Here is a 21,249-nt window from a genome sequence, read left to right as displayed (position 1 = left end):
TAGGAGGTTTTTATGTCTATTTGCGCACCCCCCCCCCCCCGTTGTTTGTGGGGGCGATAGGGTATGGCGATTATTCCGATTGCGAGGGTCGCGGATTTGGCGGACCGTCTCCCGCACATCATTCTTACTGCCGACATGGCGGTGGAGGACTTACCGCCGTGCAGCTTCTACGCGTCCTCGACGGTTGGGGACGCGCTGGGACTACCAGGGTCTTCGAGCCGGTTCGGGCAGATGCGCAGGTCTACGTCCAGCGGGACGGGTACGGTCGCGCTTTTGCAGGTGTGGGCGGCGGATTGGACTCCGGCGTCTTATTTCGAGAGGCGCAGGCTCGCTTCGACGGGATGGGCGAGCGAGTACACGCGAATCCGCTGACCACCAAGGCAGGTGGTCACAGTGACAATCATTCCTTTGTTGACCACATCGGATATCCCTTTGTGGCAGACCACGAACGCCTCGACGCGGGATACTCTCGCCGCGAAGCCCGGAGTCTATGGGGTCGGGGCTTGGGCGCATTTCGGGAACCTTGGTTTACCAAGCGCAGCGACCGGTTACGTCGAGTCAGTTACGGCCGGTGGGGGTGCAACGTCGATCCTCAAGGCGACTCTGCTCGTGTCCGGCGCATGGAAGCAGTACGGGTGCCGCAAAGCTTCCGGCGTGTGGGAAGACTGGAGTTCAATGAGCTAGCTCCCCGTGGGGGTGGGTTCCGTGGCTAGTTTCATGCTGATGGTTGCAGGCGCATCACCCTCGACCGCTCCTCGGACGCTCCCAATGGCTGAAGGGTGCAGCGGAGAGCTGACAATTCAGCGTAATGGTCAAGCGGTGACCCTGGTGTTGAACGGGGTTGAGTTTCCTGCGGGGTCTGGCCGGTTCATTCTGGTTCCGACGGGTATTCCTGCGGGGTTCCGCCCGCCCCGTAACTATCGTCAAGAAGTTGTCGCTGGCGGCGCTGGGGGCACCATGAATGTTTTGAGTTTCACGTACGCCGATATTTCCTGGGAGCAGCAGACCTCTGGAAGTGGGGCCCGGCCAACGGGCAAGGTCTATGCGCAGGCGCAGTGGTTGACGAACGACGCATGGCCTACCAGTTAGAAGACGGGAGACCACTAATGCTCAGAGACCTTGCCGGCAAGACGACCGACGTTCTGATCGCCCTTACCGCCCCGCTGTGGCTTCCCGGCCTGCTGGTGCTCAGCGCATTGTGGGCTAGGGATAACGACCCCACATAAGTCGCTACCAATAACCATTCTGACCGCCTCACTTGGGGGCGGTCTTTTTGTTGCCCGAAAGAGGAGGTCGCACATGGCTTGGAAACAACTGGTCCCCCCGGATTTGTCGATTCGTGTCTGGGCTGGATGGTGCCTGAGTCTGGCTCGTCAAGTCGCTAGAGCGCCCGCGAGGGAAGCAACCGCGTGGGACGCGTGGATGGCCGTCAAGCACCGGCATGGCCCTGGTGAGCCGATCCCGAATGTGCCAGTCATCCTCTGGCTCTCGCATTGGAATACGTACAACGACACCTACAAAAACTGGGGGCACGTTGTCTACTGGATTCCCGGCCGTGGCTACCTAAGCTCTCCCGGCTCCGGGTACGGGCAGGAATGGCTCAACTCCATTCCCGCTGTGATCGCCCGCTTCGGTGGCGCATACGTCGGCTGGAGCGAAGACATCTCAACCCAACGCGTCGCACAACTCGTCGCCGACGCCCCCACACCCCAGTCAGCAAGCAGTACGAACACTACTCAAAGGAGAACCAAAACCATGATCTTCAGCTACATCCCGGGCGCGGCAGCAGACGGCAAACACTTGTACGTCATTTCTGGTCCCCGCTACTACCTCGAATTCACGGGGCAAGCCACAGCCAACGGCTACGCCCGACAACTTGGTAACGCCGTACCAATCAGCCGCAAATTCGCTGACGCCCTCAAAAAGGCGGCAGTCAACGGCGTCTACGCCTAACAGCTAAGGAGAAAATTATTATGGATGCAATCGAAATTGTTACTACCGTGGCAACGGTCCCAGCGATCCTGGCACTGGTGGAACTCGCGAAGACCCTGGGGGTGAAGGGGAAGTGGGCGACACTACTCGCCGTCGTCTTGGGCGTCTTCTTGAATTGGTCAACCTGGTACTTCGGTTCAACGGAGTGGTATCCAGTTGTAGCTACCGGCCTGATCCTCGGACTGTCCGCCGCTGGACTGTATGACACGGCAAAACGCTCCTCAGACACGGTCACTTACACGACTTTGCAGGAAGCCCAGCCAGTGGACCCCGGACAGCTAGTAGGCGTGGACCCGGACGCACCCGAGTGGTGGAATCCTGAGCTACCCAACTACGGGGAGACGAGCGCGATTGTTGACGGGGAAACCCTGGACGCCTCCCCCAAACACGCCGCCGAGTAGGAGATAACTGATGCCTGACCCAGTTGATTGGGGCCTAGTCCTTGAATCCCCCGTCTTCTGGGGGGCCGTAATGACACTCGTCGGCGTCCTAGTCGGTAAATGGGAAGAACGTCGATCTAAGAAAGACGACCTGGATTTGGACCGCGTGAAAGCCGAGCAAGACGACCGATATGAAGCCCTCAAACTCACGGTGGAAACCTTGAAAGGCGAGTATGCGCGACTGATCGAGGAAGTCAAAATCTTACGCCTGGAACTGGACGAGGAGCGCAAAGGGTCAAGGATGATGAAGGAAAAGTATTCCGCGTCCCTCGCTTACATTGTGTCTTTGTGGACAGCAGCGGTCGGTCTTTTCTCTCGCCTTGACGCTACCGGCGTTGACCATGGAGAAATCCCGAAACCGCCTGACCTGATCGCCGTGGACATCCAGCCTTTACCCGACACCGAATAATCGTCCGCGGCTCCCCCATAGCCTCAGGTTATAAAGGGGGTCGCGGCATAACTGAATATCGACACGCAAACAACATTGGCCTCTCGCCTGGCACTAGCTGGGTGAGGGGCCGATTCTGGTGTTTAAGTCGGCGGCAGGTGTTACGCTGATTTTGTGATCCCCGCTTCGGTGGGGATGATCCAATAATCGACACCCATGTCGAATACTCCTCGCGAAAGCGGGGATGATCCAGTAATCGACACCCATGTCGAGTACTCCCCACGCGAGTGGGGATGATCCGGTGTTCGGCACTTATGCCGAAATGCTCCCCACCTCGGTGGGGGTGAGCCGGTGGTGGTACTCATTCGAGTATCAGCAAGGGCTTTTCCTGCCACGGTAGGAAAGAACCCCGTCAAGCCTCACGCCTGGCGGGGTTCTATTTTTATGTTCAAGTCGCTTGTTCCGTAACTTTCAAATGTTCAGGGCTCACGCAAGCGCGGTTACCGCAAGTATGAGTCGCGATCATTGAGAGTGTTCATGTAGACGCAATCCCCACACGCTTACCGTCCTCCACTAAGGACAGTCGTGCTTGCGCGGCAGCGACCCTAGCGAAAGACTCCGGCAAAGGTCGGCCCCGGTTCATTCCCGCAAGCTCGGTAGGGTCCAAAGGAAGCAGAATATAGGCTCCCACTTCTGCTGGTTGTACCAGGTCGAAGAACCCCTCGATCAGGGATTCTTGCAAGGCTTCCAGGCCGGTTAGCTCATCCTCCATCCAATCAGGCACCTCGCGAGTCCCCAGCTCGTACTTGCTGATCGAGGTTTGCGCGACCGCTAGAGCCTCAGCGAGCGCTGACTGAGACAAGCCGAGTTGCTCCCGTCTGGCGACCAGTTCTACCGGTAACATCAGTGTCCTCCTAAGCGTGGGAGTGCCCCAGCCGGTGAGGGCTGGGGCTAGTGCTTGTTAGGCGTAGTCTTCGTGATCCATGACCGGGCGAATCGCGCCCGAGTCAAGGTAGCGTTGGCGGCGCTCCAGACGATCCCGCTCTTTGCGCTCCTCGGCACTCAGTACAGGTAGCTCCTTGATCGTGCATCCCTGTGTCTTGAATGACCAGTCAGCGTAATCTCTTACCCTCTCAGGGGTAAGGGTTGGGGTCTCGAAGGCGAGGGAGCCATCAAACCACTCGTAGGGGGCTTGCCTCACACCATCTTCATCTTCATAGGAAATATCCCAGATCGGGTAAGACCCGAAGGTCTGGGCGTCCATGAGGGTCGCTGTGATGTAGTCAAGGTAGCCGGTGAAGCTGTATTCGCGCTTTCCGTAAGCCCCGTCCACTGGGACTGTGATCAGCTCGTAAGGGGTGAGGGTTTGAATGATTTTGTCGGCTTCCTCAGCGGTGAGGTTGTCGGTCGATTTGTGGAAAGCTTGGTAGGACTTGAATTCGCGCCAGTCTTCCGTGTCACACCCGTAGTCACTGAGGTATGCGGCTTTGAGTGCATTGATTCGGTTGATCTGGGTTTCGGTTGCTGTGCTCATTTGTCTGGTCCTTTCGTGACCTTCGGGCTTAGGCCTTCCCTTCCCGATGTACTAATTTTAGTACACCTTGGAGTGGAGTGCAACCTCAAACCAGAGAAACCCCCAAAGTTACCAAACCGTGACCTAAAGAAAAAGGGCGAAGAAAGAAAGGCGAAAGCCGCATAAGCCTGAAGTCTACGAATGACTCCCATGATGACACCCAGACCGCAATTTCGGTAGGAAAAACAATATCGGCGGCATTCCCGATTATGCTAGGAATACCGCCGAATAACTACCTGGTGGGCCGTACTGGGATCGAACCAGTGACCTCTTCCGTGTGAAGGAAGCGCGCTACCCCTGCGCCAACGGCCCGAGGTGGGTACGGGATTCGAACCCGTGTATACGGCTTTGCAGGCCGCTGCCTCACCACTCGGCCAACCCACCAACTTGACACCTGTTCAGCCTAAGAACACGAGTCTCGAGCGGATGGCAGGGATCGAACCTGCGACCTTCACCTTGGAAAGGTGATGCTCTACCAACTAAGCCACATCCGCAAAACGAGCAAAGCCACCAAGCGCTGGTTCCTTTGCGCCTAGAACTCTATGTCACGGAAGCGACTAGCGGCAAGTTACGAGGACGTGACGTTTACCTAGTTGGGTTGGTAGATTCGGACCCATGAAACTACGCCTCGCAAGCATCCTGGCTTCCGCTACCCTCGCAGTTTTCGCGCTCACCGGTTGCGGTGCGGGTGGGACTGACTCTGATTCCGGGGGGTGGCCCAAAGAGATCGAGACCAACTTCCTCGATGCTTGCGATGGCTCGTCCGAAGGCGAGAGCGAATACTGCAAGTGCTCACTTGAACAACTACAAAAGAAGTACACGGCTGATGAGTTCGCACAACTGGAGCAGCAACTTGACTCCGACCCTGCCGCTTTAGACGAAATACTTGGAGCAATCGAACCCTGCTTCGAGCTGGTGGGATCTGACTGAGACGTTTCACGTCATTGCCGGGTATATTGCTAGACGGCGTTGGCACCACCCCTAAGAACTAGTCGAGACATCCCACAGGAAGACTAAGACTAGCTCTGTACCGCACCGGTATTCCTGGCCAGGAATGGGCGTAGCGCAAACTCGTACGTACCCACCAGTTCTTCGATAGTGCCGTGAAAGTTCCTCTTATAGTCGAGCAATCCGAATCCTGGCTTGCCCTCCTCAAACACACCTTGGATAACGTGCAGGTTGTACCAGCGTTTTCCCCGCTCAATCGACCTGGCAATCATTGCTTCGTGTACCGCGTAGATTCCTCGATAGCTAGCCAGGTCGTCATAACCTCCCGAGTGATAAAAAATCATGTCGGAGGGTGTCTCAACAAAGGTTGATACTGTGAGAATCGGACGGTCTCCGTACTTGCGGCGTACCTCCTCCGTCTTCGTTTTATTCCTTATCAGAGCGTCATTCCTGGTACGCGCTTCTCGGAGTTGATTGGCATGCTTCTTCGAGAAACTCAGGCCCCTTGTCTCCGCCTCTCGTTGGTCCCTCTCGAGACCATCAATCTTTGCGCTCAACGCCTCAAGTTCCCCCTCAATTGCGGTCAACGAAGCCTCGACGTCAAGTTCCGACACAACCAGTTGGAACTTCTCAGGACCCATCCGCTTCATCAACCGTCGTGTCCGCTCGAGAGCGTCATCCGAAATTTCTGGCATGCCCGTGCGCTCAACTGTGTGATCCAGCGCGGACTTAAGGACCGGAAAATCATCGGCTCCAAGAAATCTAACCCGCACCCCACCGGAGGCGGCTTTACGGATCCCGCTTCGCACATTGTTTCCGGTAGATGCAATAGCCTGTCTAAAATCGAGTCCCGCAAGATCCTTTGAATACATGAAGATTGGGTGTATGGAAGTATCGTCGAAGTACTCGCCCTTCACCTTCGTAGCTCCGACCATTGCCATGGTAGCGTCAAGCCGTTTGGCGGCCGAGGACTCGTCCCCCGCGATCAAGTCGTCGTACGGACGGCGGATCATATCTGGATTTACTCGTAGCACAATCACCCTCGGATCCCGCATGACCCACTGTTTCAGTTCCTCGATGAAAAGTCTCACTAGATCAGAATCATCAAAGTTGAGCACAGGACCAAAGTGCACCAGCGCGCGCCTAAAGATTCGCATCCACGACTCATACACGACCGTTGCCGCGCCGACCACTCGTCCATCGTCGACGAGTCCAACCCGATCGACTCTTCGACCTTCCTCTCGGCGAACATCTCCGTACTCGATGAGCTGTGTCAAATAGACACGTTCTTGGTCGTCCAGAAACGCCTGGTACTCGCGGTCAGAAAGTGCTCGAAACTCCACGCCTTCGCCTTCATGGTCGTATACGGACAACATTGAGATACGGTCAGTATAGATTCATTGCCACCGGCCGAACTGACCGGAAATTCTGGCGCGAACTATAGAGCTATTTACGGCTGAACGGCTCCGAGCCACTTAGCAAGCCTGGGGCGAATCGCGAACTCGTATGTACCAACCAACTCTTCGACATTGCCGTGAAAGTTCCTCTTGTAGTCGACCAGTCCGTACCCGGGTTGTTCCGCGTCAAATACGCCCGGAATGACATTCAAGTTGTACCAGCGAAGTCCCTTCTGGACAGCTCGTTTCATCATTTCATTGTGAACCGCATAGATACCGCGATAGTCAGCCAAGTCGGAGTACCCACCCGAATAGTAGAAAATCATGTCAGTGGGGGTCTCAATAAACTGGCTGGCGGTGAGCACTACCTTCTCTCCGTGCTTCGACCGAACCCTCTCAGTCTTGTCACGTCTTCGTAGTAACCCGTTGATCCGGTCCCGCAACTGTTCTCGGGCATTATGTTGCTTCCGAGTCAACTGGCGATCTTTTTCCAACTCGTCAAAGTGAGCTAACTCTTCCTTCACTGATTCAAGCTCAGTATCGATTGCGCGTAAGGTCTCCTCTGCGTCCAGAATAGCAACCATGTAATGGCATGTCTCCGGCCCCATCAGTCGCATCAATTGGCGCGCGCGTTCGAGGTCGTCGGGCAGGACGGGCGGCATCTCGGTACGTTCAGCAGTATGATCTAAGACATCTCTGAGAATCGCAAAGTCCTCGGTCCCCAGGTACTCAACCTTTACCCCATTGCTGGCCGCCTTACGAATACCCGCCCGAACGTTATTTCCTGTTGATGCTAGGACCTCTTCATAGTTCATTCGACCGAGGTCCTTCGTATAAAGGAAGTTTGCGGCAACAGACACCCCGTCCTGATACTCGCCCTTCACTTTCGTCGCCCCGGCCAGGGCCATAACACGGTCGACCGCTCGAGCTTCTTCGCTCTCCTCGCCCGGCGTAATGTCGCGGTAGGGTCTCCGGTGCACAAAGGGATTAACTCGAAGTGCCAACACGCGGGGATCTTTCTTTACCCAGCGGACCAGTTCTCGGACGAGTTTAAGAGCGAGGCTCTCATCCATAAAATCAACCATCGGACCGTAGTAAGCGATCGCGCGAAAAAACACCTTCTTCCAGGGCTGGTTGTAAATTGTTGCTGCGCCGAGTGGTGTCCCATCGTCCGCTAGCAGCCCGACTCGTTGAACCACCGTTCCTTCGAGCCTGCGAGCATCCCCATACTCGACCAGCTGGCTGAGATACACGCGATCCTGCCGCCCCAGTAAGTCACGGTACTCCGCGTCCGTAAGTTCCCTAAACTCCACGTTTCAGTCTCCCAACTGCGTTGTGTGCGTCTTAGTGGATTGTCGACTGGCTAGCCTCCAACCGCGCCGAGAACCCTGGCTAGAAACGGCCTAATCGGAAACTCATAGGTCCCGACGAGTTCCTCGACGTTACCCTGAAAGTGGCGTTTGAACTCAAGGACTCCAAGCCCGGGACCATTCTCATCAGCCAGGTCCGGGACCGCATGCATGTTGTACCAACGGAGTCCCCGGAGCGCAGCGTGTTTCAGCATCGCCTCATGGATCGCGTAGATCCCTCGAAAGCTTGCCAGATCCTCGTAGCCACCCGAGTGATGGTAGATGAGGTCTGTCGGGGTCTCAACGAAGAGACTTGCCGTGAGTACCACGTGTTCGCCCCGCTCCCGTGAAACCTTTAGAGTCTTCTCCCTGCGCCGAATCAGTGCGTCATGTCTGAATTTCAACTCCTTCAGCTGCTTTTGTTGCTTGCGTGTCGGAGTGTGTTGATGGTCGGGTTCCAGCAGCTTCATCTGAAGTTCGATTGTCTCCGTCTCTTGTGCTATTGATTTGAGCGCCCGATTCGTGTCAAGAATTGCCGCTGGGAAGAGATAACGTGCCGTGCCCATCTTCTCCATCATGTCCCTGCATCGGGCAAGATTGGCATCCGTGATGGGAGGCATACCCGTTCGATCCTCTGTGTGGTCCAGGACCGCTCGCAAGACACCGAAATCCTCCGGCCCCAAGAACTCAACTTCGACACCGTTTGCCGTTGCGTTTCGGATATCCGTTCGAACGTTGTTTTTGACCGAAGAAAGTATCTGCTCAAAACTCATGTTTCCAAGGTCCTTGGTGTACATGTGGTTAGGCTGAATCGTTGGATCCGTGTAGAAGTCGCCGAGGACACGCCGGCCACCGAGGTCGTTCATTACTGAATCTACCGATTTCGCAATCTCGGTTTCCGGGCCCGGCGTGATGTCTTTATAGAAACGCCGCAACACATAGGGATTTACTCGTAGCGCGATCACGCTTCGTTCTTTGTGGGCCCATGCCTTCAGGCCCGTTATGAACTCTCTAAGTAGCCCAGTCTCTCGATAGTCAAGCATCGGCCCGTAGTAAACGCACGCGCGTCTAAACACTTTCTTCCATGGTTCCAAGACGACCGTCGCTGCCGCAACGATCTCGCCGCCGTTCAGTAGACCGACTCGTGCGATCTCTACTCCCTCGTCCCGGCGGACATCGCCGTACTCAAGAAGCTGGGTCAGGTAGACGCGATCATACTGATCAATAAACCCCTGGTACTGCTCATCCGTCAGTGTTTGAAATTCCACGTCATCACTTTCAAGGTTGTGCGGCCCAGGGCATCCACAACTCGGCCTCTTAGTCAATAATAAAGAATCCCCAGACCGATTACCGGGTCCAGGGATTGTGTAGTGGGCCGTACTGGGATCGAACCAGTGACCTCTTCCGTGTCAGGGAAGCGCGCTACCGCTGCGCCAACGGCCCGAGCGGATGACGGGACTCGAACCCGCGACCCTCACCTTGGCAAGGTGATGCTCTACCAACTGAGCCACATCCGCGTTGAGATTGAGCAACTGCTCAAATCAGCAATGGAGACTTTACCAGGGGTGGGTCCACTCAACAAACCCGAAGTCGACTATTTGCCCTTTTCGTTGGGTTTGCCACGAAGACGTGAATTTACTTCTCTCAATACCCGTTTTCCCGACCGAATAGTGGTAAGGAAACGATACCGAGGCATGCTGATTACCAGGTCGCGTGCCGGAGTCACTTCGCTTACTTCTTTGGCAAACCCGGTTTTGAAGGAATTGAGTTGCATCAGCGAAGGAGCAAGCTCTGAGCCAATGCCCATTAGGTCGATCTCCTCAATTCCCTGGTCACCCAGCGCAATTGCCGCGCGGTAGAGGATTTGGGTCGGGGCTCCGACTTCCCTACCAGCTTCGCTTGAGGCGGCGTAGTAATAGATTCCCTGTTTTCCGGAGACCGTGAAGATTGCCCATGCCACCATCTCTCCGTCCAGTAGGGCAGCGTAGAGCCGAGCATGTTCCGGACCCAGTTCGCGCAACATTGACTGATAGACATCGGATGACCACGCACTAAAGCTCTGTCGCGAAGCGGTTGAAGCCATCAGGCGGTGGAACCGAGCAAAGTCACTGATGGCTTCTGCTGTTTCGTCCACGACTTCTACGGGAGTGCGACGCAGGTACTGACGGAGGTAGCTCCGGCCGCGCTTCTTGAGACCGGCCATGATGCCGTCTGCACCGCCGACTGTACTCATGACCACAGTTTGGTCATAGGTGACGATCTGCATCGGAGGATGGGTCCCCTCGCACCCCTCGTCCACATGGATTCGCAGGAACGCAGCCCGAGGGTGGGTTTGCTTGACCCAGTCAACGAGCGCTGACGCAACCTGGGCCTCAAGCTCGGGGGTGAGAGAAACAAGCCACACAGGACCATGCTTTGCCCAGAGGAAGTAGGTCCCGTGATACTCAACCTTTTGTAGGGCGATCAACGCAATCGGATCTGCGTCCCGGTAGATGGCGAAGAATCCGAGAAAAGTGCGGTCAGGAAAAGTGCGCTCAAATCTGTACCAAGCGGGGGTTTGCTCGATGGGTAGGCTTTCGCCCGTGTCGTCGACTAGTTGCCGTAGTTGGGTCTCATCTATCTTCTCGATCTGAAACGTGCTGCGCTCAGACAATTGGTGCCTCCGAACTATCGCGTCCACCGATCCTATCGACCGAGCTTGCTTCGCAGACTCGACACTATCCACATGATTCCCTCTGCGATCCGGTTGAGAGGCAAATCGTAGGTGATAGATGTCTCGGTATACTCCCCAGTTAATTCCTGGCGCAAGAATGCGAGCGAACCCTGTCTGTGCGCTTCTGGATGGATGCCTTCGCGCAACTCGAGACGTTCTATTCCTTGGTCAGCCAGGTCGACCGCTGCCGCCAATGCAGTCTGAGCGAGTGCGTCTATGTCTGCGCTTGCCGCCGAACGCGCGCTCCATTCGCATACCGCCTCGACTCCGGAAATAGTGAAAAGTAGCCAACTAATCAGTTGGTCTTCATACCTTGCCGCGTATAGGCGCACATGCCCGGGAGTAAGGCGCTCAATAAGCTTGCTGTATGTACTCCGACTCCAGGAGGCGAACTCTGGGGCGGCCTCGCTATCTTCCAGCAGCGCGAAGTACGGGGCAAAGTCCTCACGCGCCAGGTATGTCTCGTCTCGAACGATGACGGGGGAAACGGATCGCGCTTTCAGCAAAGCCTCCCTGGCCCCCTGGGAGTGAACTGGTCCCCGGAAGTTGGACGGCTTAATTAAAGCATCATGCGGCGAGGGCATGAGCACGGTATTCCATCGGGCTCATGCCCTCAAGTGTGAGTGAGACGCGCTCGGTGTTGTACCAGGCGATGTATGCGTGGATCTCGGCTTCGAGGTCTTCGATGCTGTCGAAGGAGTCATGGTGGAACATCTCTTCCTTCAGGTGGCCGAAGAAGTTCTCCATTACTGCGTTGTCCAGGCAGTTGCCCTTCCTGGACATCGACTGCGCAGCGCCTGCCATTGCTAGGCATTGTTGCCAGTGCGCGTGCTGGTAATGGAATCCTTGGTCACTGTGGACCAGGAGCGATGCGTGCTCTGGGAGCTGTTCGAGCGCGTCCCTCAGTGAGGACACCGCGAACTCCACTGTTGGGTGCTGGCTCGTGGCGAACGCAACGATAGAGCGGTCGCACAGATCCAGGACCGGTGACAGATACAGCTTGGCTTCCCTTACTTTGAACTCAGTCACGTCCGTCACCCATTTTTCATTCGGGCGATCCGCAAAGAACTGGCGGTTAAGTAGGTTCGGGGCGATCTTGCCGACGTTGCCCTTGTAGCTGGAGAAGCGTTTACGGCTACGCGTTTTGGGTTTCAACCCCAGGACCTGCATCGTTTTCAACACGGTTTTCTTCGCGACCTGCCACCCTTGCTTACGCAGCTCGATGTGGATGCGGCGGTGACCGTACCGGGACTTGTTGTGCTCGAAGATCTCTTCGACCGCTGCTTTCAATTCCGCGTGCGGGTCTGCGCCGTCGAGTCTGGCCAGGTGGTAATAGAACGTTGACCTGGCAAGCCCTGCGACATCGAGCAGTACCAACAGATCGTAGTCGTCCTTGAGAGTGGCTACAGCACGTGTTTTTAGTGCAGCCCCTGATCCCTCAAGTCCCGCAATTTTTTCAGGTACGCGTTCTCCGCCCGCAACCGCACGTTCTCCCGTTGCACGCGTTCCAGCTCAGAAACTGGCCGCTGGGGAACATCAGGATCTCCCTTCGGCCTGCCCTTGGGCTTAGGCCGCAGTCCGTCTTCCCCCTCAACTCGATACTTGTGCACCCAGTTCTTGACTAAGTTCGGCGAACTGAGCTGAAATTCCTCGGCCAGGGCACGCTTAGACTCTCCAGCCAGAAACCGATCAACGATCTCCTTCTTACGGTCATACGAGTACGCAGTTTTTGTTGGTTTCTCCACAAGACACAATCTGCCATGGATTCGCCAACGCTCATACAACATGCGCACCCGATCCATGGGCACTCGCAGACGGTTTGCGGTCGCGCCCGCGCCGTACCCCTGCTCGAAATAGTCAACCGCGAGTTCTCGTTGGTTGGGTGAAAGAAGTGAACGTGTTCGCATAGAAAAGCTCCCCGAAAGTCGGTATCTGATTTCTCAGTCCAACTTCCGGGGACCAGTTCAGAGAACTGGCTGAGAATTCCCTCTTCGCCGCCCTCCAGGGACACCACAGTTGAACGCTCAGCGGCGATCTCTTTGGCCCACTCTCCCACCCTCTTTGGTTCGAATGCGAGTTGTAGACGGATGAAGGCAGCCCAGGGATTTTCCTTTTTGGCCCAGGCAACTATGAGGTCTGTGACCCGCTGTTCCAGCTCCGCGCTCTGCGGAACAAGCCAGACCGGGCCATTTGGCGTGTGAAGAAACTCGACTCCGTCTCTTTGTATTCGCTCTAGGGCCATCACTGCCACTGCGCGGCTATCTACTTGAATCGAAAAGAATCCGGCCAGGGACCGTCCCGGCAGAGCTTCATCGAATTCGTACCACACCCAGGTCTGTTCTATCGGAACGTTTATCTCCGCATCAACAGCCAACGACCGCATCTCTTGAGCACTAATCGACGACACGCCTTCTGATTTTGAACCGTCCATCACGTCTCTCCCCCGTAGACAAGTCATTCGTATCCCGAGCCGTCCAGATGAGTCTACTTGGTCCCCCGGCATGGTTCGAATGGCTGTTTTGTCGTTATTTGCCCGATCTGCTCAGGCTTCTTCGGCGTGCCAGCGAAATCCAATCCCGCCATCCTCGTAGAGTGATTTCGTGAATGAGATTGGCCCGCCGGAGCCGTTCGTAGACGCACTACTGAGTCTGCGGCGTGCCAGTGTTGACCCTTCACTTTCGATCTACGAAGCACCTGCTCCCGCACGACTGTCACCCTACGCCGCGGCAGTGCAGGTAGATGCAGGACTAGCGGATGAGGAACACCCAATCGGCAGTTCCACGTTGGTCGTTCTTTACGACCCGGATGAACAAGAGAACTGGGGCGGACCCTTTCGATTGGTCGGGCATGCTCGAATCCAGATCGATGCGGACCAGAGCACCGACCCATTGCTAGGTGAGGCAATCTGGCAGACTCTTGTAGACAGTTTCGACGAGGCCGGGGCCGGATTTGACCGTCTCGTTGGGTCAGTAACTCGAGAGATCACGGAGACCTTTGGCGGCCTCGACCTGATGGGGTCGGTTCTGAACGCTGACCTACGTTGTTCTTGGAGCCCAGTTAGTGAGGAGTTGGCGGAACACTTGACCGCATGGAGCGAAGCATTACGACAGAACTGTGGCCTAGAGCCAAGCGGAGTCACATCCTTTGGGACGATAAATGGGTGAATCACCCCTATTCTTGGCTCCAAACGATCCCGAACCAGAGGCGTTAGCAACCCGCCGTGTTCGAAAGAGAAGACGTTCGGCGGAGACTGCGATGAGCAACGCGGACTCTCCCTCCACTCCTCTGGCAGGACCAGACGAAGTAACAGACGAGCTTCCACTACTGGTTGAACCGGCGGAAGGAGTTCCGTCGCTAATTGACACATTCGCGGATCTTGAACAAGCAGCGGGCAAGCTTTCGGGCTCATCTGAGCCCGTTGCGGTGGATACCGAGCGAGCTCAGGGTCGGACGTATGGCTCGGCCGCGTATCTGGTTCAGATACGTCGGGGAGACGTAGGAACATTTCTCATTGATAGCCACCTATTGCCTGATTTGAGCGTCCTCTCTAGGACTCTCGACGCCGAGTGGATCCTCCATGCCGCAGACCAAGACCTGGCTTGCATGCAGGACCTCGGCCTTCGTCCCTCATCAATCTTTGACACCGAGATTGCGGCGCGACTGCTGGGCTCCCAGCACTTCGGGCTCGGAGCACTTACCGAGGAGTACCTGGGAATCCGTCTCAAGAAGAACCATCAAAACGAGGATTGGTCCACCAGGCCACTTCCAAAAGACTGGTTGGCATACGCAGCGCTGGACGTGGAACTTCTCCCGCAGCTCCGCGAGGTACTTACCTCAAGGCTTGAGGAGTCTGATCGCTGGGCGTGGGCCGAGCAGGAGTTTGACTATGAGCTCCGAGCTCCCCTGGCCCCGAAGCCGAACCACTGGCGCAACCTCAAGGGCATCGGTAAGCTGCGCCGCCCGGAGGAGCTTGCAGTTGCCAGAGAACTGTGGCGTGAACGGGAAGAAATCGCAAAAGACACAGACACGGCCCCCGGACGGGTTCTGACTCCAAGCGCCATTATTGAGGCGTCGCTGAGCCGCCCCGCATCCAAGCGTGAACTGCTACAGATCAACGATTTTAAGCGGCCCGTGGCCCGGAGGAACATAGATTCCTGGTGGCACGCCGCGACCCGAGCCTACGATCTGCCGGCTGGTGCGTACCCGGCGCGCTCCGCTGCCGATCCATACTCAGTGCCGGCAGCGGGTCAGTGGAAACGCATCGACCCGGTCGCTGCCGAGCGGTTGACTGAGGTTCGCGAGGCAGTCGCATCCATTGCCGAGCCACTTAAAGTCGCCCCGGATGTCGTTCTGAGCGCCAAAGTTCAGCGTGCTCTTGCGTGGTGGCCTCTCAACCGAGAAGTTCCGACCCCTGAGCATCCGAGTCCCAAACGGATTGAGCTAAAGACGAAAGCACAGTTCATCGACGCTGCTATCCAACGACTCGAACAAGCCGGTGCTAGGCCATGGCAACGCGATCTGTTTCGCTCGTATCTCGATTCCTTCAATGACCCTCTACCAAACGTCAGGGCTGCCTCTCCAAGACCGCCGCGGGTGACAGCTTAAGTCAACGCAGGAGGCGTCCAGGTTTTTCAAAACCGCTACGCAGACGATCCGAATCGTGCATTATGTCCGAGAAAGCACCAACTAGATGTGACTAATGAGGAGGCCGAAATGGCTGAAGCAAAAGCAGAGAACCCGTTGGCATCCATCCTTGCTAAGGCTCAGGAGGCCCTCGGGCTTGGAGCCGACGCGAATGAGGACGCTGTGGCCAAAGCAGCCGGAATCGACCTGAGCTCCCTTGGTCTCAATGCTGGAAGTCTCAATGAACTGCTCAAATCTGACCAGGCAGAAGCCGTCAGTGACAAGATTCTTGATGCTCTGGAACAGGCTGCGAAGGGCGCTGCGCCCGACAAGAAGGCAGCAATCGAGACTATTCGAGATCAGATCGACCGCAAGATTGGTAATGAGTAAATCGTCATAGTCAGCCGGGGAAGCGCGGACGGAGAATAAACTCCGACCGCGCTTCTGGTTTTCCTGCTAGAACGTTGGGATTCCCATTTCACGGAAGATATCTCTTGCCGCTTCTGTCTCGCCTGGCGTGGGCGGTTCGACCTCGTCAAGTAGGTAAGGCAGGCCGAGAGCGTGCCACTTATCGCGCCCCATCTGATGGAACGGAAGTACCTCAAGCCTCTCAAGGCTCGTGATCGTCGACGCGATCTCAGCCACCTCGCGGATATTATCAGCCGAGTCGGTGTGTCCGGGAACCAGTACGAATCGAACCCAGACCGATACTTCCGCATCGCTTAGGCGCTTGGCGAACTCGATCGTCGGCTGCAACTCTCGACTGGTCAGCGCCCTGTACGTCTTTTCGGTTCCCGACTTGATGTCCAGCAGGCACAGGTCGAGGTTAGAGAGCATTTCGTCTGTACAGCGCCAACCCAGGAACCCCGTCGTGTCCAGCGCCGTATGAATCCCGTTTTCCTTCGCGAACTCGAAGATCCTTGCAATGCCCGCGGGCTGCATCAGGGGCTCTCCACCCGACATGGTGATACCGCCCCCGGTCCGATCAAAGATTCGTTTGTAACGGAGCATTCGCTCCATGAGTTCCTCGGTCGGGATCATGGTGCCGCGACGCATATCAAGCGTGTCGGGGTTATGGCAATAAAGACACCTCAGAGGACACCCCGAAAGGAATGTGGTCATTCGGGTACCCGGACCATCGACGGCGGTTACAAGTTCCCAGGAGTGCACTGACATGAGCTCGCCAGAGTGAATCATCCTGGCTTGCTCGACGCGCTCCAGGTCATCGGCAGAATCAAGTCCAGAGAGACCCGCGCCCATTATACGGGCAACGGGAGTCTCTAGCGGTGCGGGTGAGTAGAATCCTGCGACTCCGTCAGACGCGCTCGTGGAACGTCCTGGAGATGACATCCATCTGCTGTTCTCTGGTAAGCCGCACGAAGTTCACCGCGTATCCCGAAACACGAATAGTCAGTTGCGGGTAGTTCTCCGGGTGTTCCATAGCGTCGTAGAGGGTGTCACGGTTCAGCACGTTTACGTTCATGTGGTAGCCCTGCTCCCCCATGTACGAATCGAGCAAACCAACCAGGTTCTTCACCTGTTCATCCTCGGTGCGTCCCAGACCGGAGGGAACGACAGTGTTGGTAAGCGAAATACCATCCTGTGACTCGCTGTACGGCAGCTTCGCCACAGACAGTGCCGAAGCAAGCATTCCGTGGGTATCGCGGCCGTTCATCGGGTTGGCGCCCGGGGCAAACGGCTCACCCGCCCGACGCCCGTCGGGCGTGTTCCCCGTAGCCTTGCCGTAGACGACGTTAGAGGTAATCGTCAGTACCGACTGAGTGTGCAGTGCGTCGCGGTATGTCGGATACTCACGAATCTTCTCCATGAAGCGGTGAACTAGGTCAACGGCGATCTCGTCAACGCGGTCATCGTCATTGCCAAACTTCGGGAAGTCGCCCTCGATCTTGTAGTCGGTGATTAGCCCACGTTCGTCGCGGATTGGCGTTACCTTCGCGTACTTGATCGCCGACAGCGAGTCGGCCGCGACCGAGAGACCGGCAATACCACAGGCCATGGTTCGTAGAATCTCAGTGTCATGTAGAGCCATCTCGATACGCTCGTACGCATACTTGTCGTGCATGTAGTGGATGCAATTGAGGGCATCGACATATGTGCGAGCCAACCAGTCCATCAGGACATCGAACTTGGCGTAGACATCCTCAAAGTCCATCACGTCACCGGATACTGCCGGAGTGGGCGGAGCCACCTGTGCTCCAGTGTTCTCATCCCGACCACCGTTGATTGCATAAAGCAGGGCCTTTGCCAGGTTTACTCGGGCCCCGAAGAACTGCATCTGCTTTCCGATTGCCATTGCAGAAACACAGCATGCGATTCCAGCATCATCGCCCCATGCTTCACGGACCAAAGTGTCGGACTCGTACTGGATTGCCGAGGTCTCAATTGAAGTTTTGGCGCAGAAGTCCTTAAATCCTTCGGGCAGGGTCTCTGACCAAAGCACCGTCATGTTCGGTTCGGGAGCCGGACCCAGGTTGTTTAGAGTCTGAAGCATCCGGAAAGAGTTCTTGGTGACCAGCGGACGGCCGTCACGACCGGTTCCACCAATCGTCTCGGTAACCCAAGTCGGGTCACCGGAGAACAGTGCGTCGTACTCGGGAGTACGCAGGAAGCGGACAATACGGAGTTTGATGACAAAGTCATCGATGATTTCTTGGGCTTCCTGCTCAGTCAATGTGCCTTCTGCAAGGTCACGCTCGAAGTAGACATCCAAGAACGTGGAGGTTCGACCAAGGCTCATTGCCGCGCCGTTCTGCTCCTTAACCGCTGCCAGATACGCAAAGTAAAGCCACTGAACGGCTTCCTTAGCGTTGCTTGCGGGTCCAGAAATGTCAAAGCTGTAGCTTGCGGCCATTTCCTTGAGTTCTTGAAGCGCCCGAATCTGCTCCGCGAGTTCTTCACGGTGACGAATAATTTCCTCCGTCGAGAAGCGGCTGTTCAGTTCGGCCTTATCGACCTGCTTCGCCTCGATCAGTCGATCAACACCGTACAGAGCGACGCGACGGTAGTCACCGATAATGCGACCGCGGCCGTATGCGTCGGGAAGACCTGTTACGACGTGAGCAGAACGCGCCTTGCGGACGGAATCGGGATAAACGTCGAAGACTCCCTGGTTGTGGGTCTTGCGATACTTGGTGAAGATTTCCTTGACGGTAGGGTCAACCTCATATCCATACGTCTTCAGAGAGTTCTCGACCATGCGCCATCCACCGTTGGGGATCATGGCTCGTTTTAGTGGTGCATCGGTTTGCAGACCAACAACCACGTTGTCGTCTTCGCTGATGTACCCGGGGCCATGGGAAGTAATCTGGCCGGGGGTCTTAGTGTCAATGTCATAGACCCCGTCCTCACGCTCTTTCGGGAACATCTCGCTAAGCGTCTGCCACACCCGCGTGGTGCGCTCAGTTGGGCCCTCAAGGAACTCCGCATTGCCCTCGTAAGGCGTGTAGTTCATCTGGACAAAGTCGCGGACATCGACAAGGTCTTGCCAGAGTCCCGGCTCAAATCCCCTCCACGCTGTCTGGGTCTTTGTATCGGCAGCGGGTTCTGTGCTGATCGCCATTGGATTCGCTCCCTAGTATTGGGTTGTTACAGGGGTTCTCCCCGTATGACCTCAGCATAGAACCTGGCACTCTTCGTTGGTATGAGGGGGCTCGATGTAACCAGTCACAAGGTGCGGAAACAGCGGGGAACTGAGTGAAATTCGAGCCGTAGATCACGGTCCGTCTGGGACTAATGTCCTTCGGTTGTCCTGTCGGTGGTCACCGTCGCGGCGGCCCGCTTTGAAGCATCGACGATGCCCTCAGAATCGAGCCCGAATTCGTGAAGCAGATCAGTTCGCGTCGATTGAGGAAGGAAGGCACGAGGCACCCCAAGCACATGCACGACCTGGTCACGCTCTTCGCCTATCAGGCGTTCAATCTCGGAGCCGACTCCACCGGATTCGAGGCCGTCCTCGACGCTCACAACAACGTCGAAAGAAGCCGCCATGTCGATTAGTGCCGAGTTCACTGGCAACACCCACACCGGGTCAACGACGGTAACCGCAAATCCCTGTCCAGCCAGTTCCTCGCCGCTGCGAACTGCTTCGACGGCGGTAGCGCCAACCGCGACTATTAGGACTGATACCGACGGTGACTCAGAAACCGACTCAAAGAGAACATCGATTCCATCCTGCTGGCGAACCACCTCCAGGTCCTCTGGCGGAGCGCCCTTCGGATATCTCAATAGCGTGGGTCCCTGATCCCAAGAGGTTGCTTCGTCAATCCCGCGTCGCAGGGTCGCCTCGTCCCTAGGAGCGCATACACGTAGTCCGGGCACCATCGCCGCGAGGGCCAGGTCCCACATTCCATTGTGCGAAGGTCCATCCTCGCCCGTCAGCCCGGCACGGTCGAGGACGATGGTTACGGGGGCATGGTGTAGCGCAACATCCATCAGTAGTTGGTCGAACGCTCGGTTCATAAAGGTCGCGTAGACGCAGACCACCGGATGCGCGCCCTCGTACGCCATTCCAGCCGCGAACGTGAACGCGTGCTGTTCGGCAATTCCCACGTCGTAGACACGATCGGGGAACTGATCAGCCAGCGGTTGTAATCCCACCGGGGCCATCATTGCAGCGGTGACCCCGACAATATCGTCGTTGGACGCCGCCGCCTTGACGATATGCTCCGCAAAAACCTTGGTCCATCCAAAGCGTTGCGGAGTGACTGGCAGACCGGTTTCAGGATGAATCCTCCCGACCGCGTGAAAACGGTCGGCGATATCTTCCTCTGCAGGCGTGTATCCGCGTCCCTTCTGCGTAATCACGTGCACCAAGACCGGAGCGCGGAAGCTTTTGGCCTGTTCAAGGGCCAGCTCCAGGGCAATCTGGTCGTGCCCGTCAACGGGCCCAATGTACTTAACATCAAGATCTGAGAACATCGTCTGCTGAACGATTACGTCCTTGATCCCGGTCTTTAGGCCGTGAAGCGCATCGTATGTTCTCTCCCCTACCGGCCCCATGCTGTTCAAAGTCCGCTTGGCCCACGAAAGCGTCTCTTCATATTTCACGGAAGTACGAAGACCATCCAGGTGGTGCGCCAATCCGCCTACCGTGGGGGCATACGAACGTCCGTTGTCATTTACCACGACAACCAGGGGTACCTGTGGGCCGTCCGAAATATTGTTCAGCGCCTCCCAGGCCATTCCTCCGGTCAACGCACCGTCACCGATTACAGCGACGGTCGAGGACTTGTCTCCACGACGCAACTTCTGCATCGCAATCCCGTCGGCCCAGGACAGCGCGGTCGAAGCGTGTGAGTTTTCCACCACGTCGTGTATCGACTCCGCCCTTGAAGGGTAGCCCGAGAGTCCCCCAGCCTGTCGAAGATCGCCGAAGTCCTTGCGTCCGGTGAGCAACTTGTGGACATACGACTGGTGCCCGGTGTCCCATACCAACGTGTCTAGGGGGGAATGAAACACTCGGTGGAGAGCAAGTGTCAACTCCACCACACCCAGGTTAGGACCAAGGTGTCCGCCGGTTCTTGAGATTGAAGAGATCAGATACGCGCGGATCTCCTCAGCCAGAAGTACCAACTCAGCGGGAGTCAGATCTCTTAGGTCTTCAGGAGAATTGATACGGTCCAGGACGGGGTGCTTCGAGTCCTGGCTACGGGTCATGAGGGGAAGTCTAATGCAGAGAGGATGGCTAGTGCTCCGTGCCGCGACTTCGCTTCCTATCTCACGCGCCGAGGCAGAACCTCGCGGCGGCACCTTTGCTTGACACGCTCTCGGCGTCCTTTGCTTGACTTGCCTTGTGATGCGCCTCGG

At 56.6% G+C, this 21,249-nt stretch carries 23 protein-coding genes and 5 tRNA genes; 11 read left to right on the top strand and 17 right to left on the bottom strand.

Annotation, left to right across the window (positions count from 1 at the left end; genetic code table 11):
• Positions 1 to 63: 63 nt before the first annotated feature.
• The 7 genes from U6G28_08745 to U6G28_08715 all read left to right on the top strand — a co-directional run bounded on the left by U6G28_08745 (position 64) and on the right by U6G28_08715 (position 2,841).
• Positions 64 to 372, top strand: coding sequence for a hypothetical protein (locus U6G28_08745; protein ID WRS29601.1), 309 nt, complete (start codon positions 64 to 66; stop codon positions 370 to 372).
• A 21-nt stretch (positions 373 to 393) separates the two neighbouring features.
• Positions 394 to 684, top strand: a complete 291-nt coding sequence (locus U6G28_08740) for a hypothetical protein (GenBank protein WRS29600.1) — start codon at positions 394 to 396, stop codon at positions 682 to 684.
• A 21-nt stretch (positions 685 to 705) separates the two neighbouring features.
• On the top strand, positions 706 to 1,089 hold the full coding sequence (locus U6G28_08735; GenBank protein ID WRS29599.1) for a hypothetical protein: 384 nt from the start codon (positions 706 to 708) through the stop codon (positions 1,087 to 1,089).
• Complete coding sequence (locus tag U6G28_08730) at positions 1,074 to 1,226, top strand: hypothetical protein (protein WRS29598.1); 153 nt, start codon at positions 1,074 to 1,076, stop codon at positions 1,224 to 1,226. The genes U6G28_08735 and U6G28_08730 overlap by 16 nt, the downstream gene beginning before the upstream one ends.
• Positions 1,227 to 1,299: 73 nt before the next feature.
• Positions 1,300 to 1,953 carry a hypothetical protein gene (locus U6G28_08725; protein WRS29597.1) on the top strand — a complete coding sequence of 218 codons (654 nt, stop codon included), beginning with the start codon at positions 1,300 to 1,302 and terminating at the stop codon, positions 1,951 to 1,953.
• 20 nt (positions 1,954 to 1,973) lie between these two features.
• Complete coding sequence (locus U6G28_08720; GenBank protein ID WRS29596.1) at positions 1,974 to 2,393, top strand: hypothetical protein; 420 nt, start codon at positions 1,974 to 1,976, stop codon at positions 2,391 to 2,393.
• Between the two features lie 10 nt (positions 2,394 to 2,403).
• Positions 2,404 to 2,841: a hypothetical protein gene (locus U6G28_08715; GenBank protein WRS29595.1), complete on the top strand. Its 438-nt coding sequence runs from the start codon at positions 2,404 to 2,406 to the stop codon at positions 2,839 to 2,841.
• A 514-nt stretch (positions 2,842 to 3,355) separates the two neighbouring features.
• On the opposite strand, the gene U6G28_08710 is transcribed toward U6G28_08715, so the two are convergent.
• The 5 genes from U6G28_08710 to U6G28_08690 form a co-directional block, all read right to left on the bottom strand.
• On the bottom strand, positions 3,356 to 3,724 hold the full coding sequence (locus U6G28_08710) for a helix-turn-helix transcriptional regulator (protein ID WRS29594.1): 369 nt from the start codon (positions 3,722 to 3,724) through the stop codon (positions 3,356 to 3,358).
• Between the two features lie 57 nt (positions 3,725 to 3,781).
• Positions 3,782 to 4,354, bottom strand: a complete 573-nt coding sequence (locus U6G28_08705; GenBank protein WRS29593.1) for a hypothetical protein — start codon at positions 4,352 to 4,354, stop codon at positions 3,782 to 3,784.
• A gap of 276 nt (positions 4,355 to 4,630) precedes the next feature.
• Positions 4,631 to 4,705: transfer RNA gene (locus U6G28_08700), tRNA-Val, on the bottom strand.
• 1 nt (position 4,706) lies between these two features.
• A tRNA-Cys gene (locus tag U6G28_08695) sits at positions 4,707 to 4,777 on the bottom strand.
• A gap of 37 nt (positions 4,778 to 4,814) precedes the next feature.
• A tRNA-Gly gene (locus U6G28_08690) sits at positions 4,815 to 4,887 on the bottom strand.
• Between the two features lie 121 nt (positions 4,888 to 5,008).
• Here U6G28_08690 and U6G28_08685 point away from each other — a divergent pair.
• Complete coding sequence (locus tag U6G28_08685; protein ID WRS29592.1) at positions 5,009 to 5,323, top strand: hypothetical protein; 315 nt, start codon at positions 5,009 to 5,011, stop codon at positions 5,321 to 5,323.
• A gap of 89 nt (positions 5,324 to 5,412) precedes the next feature.
• Here the strand turns inward: U6G28_08685 and U6G28_08680 are convergent, their stop codons facing one another.
• The 9 genes from U6G28_08680 to U6G28_08640 form a co-directional block, all read right to left on the bottom strand.
• Positions 5,413 to 6,717 (bottom strand): peptidoglycan bridge formation glycyltransferase FemA/FemB family protein, encoded by a 1,305-nt coding sequence (locus U6G28_08680; protein ID WRS29591.1) that lies wholly within the window; start codon positions 6,715 to 6,717, stop codon positions 5,413 to 5,415.
• Positions 6,718 to 6,791: 74 nt separating this feature from the next.
• Positions 6,792 to 8,051 carry a peptidoglycan bridge formation glycyltransferase FemA/FemB family protein gene (locus U6G28_08675; GenBank protein ID WRS29590.1) on the bottom strand — a complete coding sequence of 420 codons (1,260 nt, stop codon included), beginning with the start codon at positions 8,049 to 8,051 and terminating at the stop codon, positions 6,792 to 6,794.
• A 50-nt stretch (positions 8,052 to 8,101) separates the two neighbouring features.
• Positions 8,102 to 9,355: a peptidoglycan bridge formation glycyltransferase FemA/FemB family protein gene (locus tag U6G28_08670; protein ID WRS29589.1), complete on the bottom strand. Its 1,254-nt coding sequence runs from the start codon at positions 9,353 to 9,355 to the stop codon at positions 8,102 to 8,104.
• Between the two features lie 103 nt (positions 9,356 to 9,458).
• Positions 9,459 to 9,530, bottom strand: a tRNA-Val gene (locus U6G28_08665).
• 1 nt (position 9,531) lies between these two features.
• Positions 9,532 to 9,604, bottom strand: a tRNA-Gly gene (locus U6G28_08660).
• A 77-nt stretch (positions 9,605 to 9,681) separates the two neighbouring features.
• Positions 9,682 to 10,740, bottom strand: coding sequence for a GNAT family N-acetyltransferase (locus U6G28_08655; protein WRS29588.1), 1,059 nt, complete (start codon positions 10,738 to 10,740; stop codon positions 9,682 to 9,684).
• 32 nt (positions 10,741 to 10,772) lie between these two features.
• Entirely contained in the window at positions 10,773 to 11,306 is a 534-nt protein-coding gene (locus tag U6G28_08650) for a GNAT family N-acetyltransferase (GenBank protein ID WRS29587.1), read from the bottom strand.
• A 61-nt stretch (positions 11,307 to 11,367) separates the two neighbouring features.
• A complete protein-coding gene (locus U6G28_08645) occupies positions 11,368 to 12,177 on the bottom strand; it encodes an IS3 family transposase (GenBank protein ID WRS29586.1) in 810 nt (269 codons plus the stop codon).
• Positions 12,178 to 12,218: 41 nt separating this feature from the next.
• On the bottom strand, positions 12,219 to 12,707 hold the full coding sequence (locus tag U6G28_08640) for a helix-turn-helix domain-containing protein (protein ID WRS29585.1): 489 nt from the start codon (positions 12,705 to 12,707) through the stop codon (positions 12,219 to 12,221).
• A gap of 693 nt (positions 12,708 to 13,400) precedes the next feature.
• Here U6G28_08640 and U6G28_08635 point away from each other — a divergent pair.
• The 3 genes from U6G28_08635 (at position 13,401) to U6G28_08625 (ending at position 15,813) form a co-directional block, all read left to right on the top strand.
• Entirely contained in the window at positions 13,401 to 13,964 is a 564-nt protein-coding gene (locus U6G28_08635; GenBank protein WRS29584.1) for a DUF3000 family protein, read from the top strand.
• Positions 13,957 to 15,405: an HRDC domain-containing protein gene (locus tag U6G28_08630; GenBank protein WRS29583.1), complete on the top strand. Its 1,449-nt coding sequence runs from the start codon at positions 13,957 to 13,959 to the stop codon at positions 15,403 to 15,405. Before U6G28_08635 ends, U6G28_08630 begins: the two co-directional genes overlap by 8 nt.
• A gap of 108 nt (positions 15,406 to 15,513) precedes the next feature.
• Positions 15,514 to 15,813: an antitoxin gene (locus tag U6G28_08625; protein ID WRS29582.1), complete on the top strand. Its 300-nt coding sequence runs from the start codon at positions 15,514 to 15,516 to the stop codon at positions 15,811 to 15,813.
• Positions 15,814 to 15,879: 66 nt separating this feature from the next.
• On the opposite strand, the gene pflA is transcribed toward U6G28_08625, so the two are convergent.
• The 3 genes from pflA to dxs form a co-directional block, all read right to left on the bottom strand.
• The gene (gene pflA / locus U6G28_08620; GenBank protein WRS29581.1) at positions 15,880 to 16,773 is read right to left on the bottom strand and encodes a pyruvate formate-lyase-activating protein; all 894 of its coding nucleotides are present in this window, start codon (positions 16,771 to 16,773) and stop codon (positions 15,880 to 15,882) included.
• Entirely contained in the window at positions 16,739 to 19,003 is a 2,265-nt protein-coding gene (gene pflB, locus U6G28_08615) for a formate C-acetyltransferase (protein ID WRS29580.1), read from the bottom strand. The genes pflA and pflB overlap by 35 nt, the downstream gene beginning before the upstream one ends.
• A gap of 170 nt (positions 19,004 to 19,173) precedes the next feature.
• Complete coding sequence (dxs, locus tag U6G28_08610; protein ID WRS29579.1) at positions 19,174 to 21,099, bottom strand: 1-deoxy-D-xylulose-5-phosphate synthase; 1,926 nt, start codon at positions 21,097 to 21,099, stop codon at positions 19,174 to 19,176.
• Between the last annotated feature and the right edge of the window lie 150 nt (positions 21,100 to 21,249).

The sequence above is a fragment of the Actinomycetaceae bacterium MB13-C1-2 genome (genome assembly GCA_035621235.1).
In the GTDB taxonomy this organism is placed as follows: Bacteria; Actinomycetota; Actinomycetes; order Actinomycetales; family Actinomycetaceae; genus Scrofimicrobium.
The sequence above is the reverse complement of the archived record's forward strand: the minus strand, read 5'-3'. Positions and strand labels throughout refer to the sequence as shown.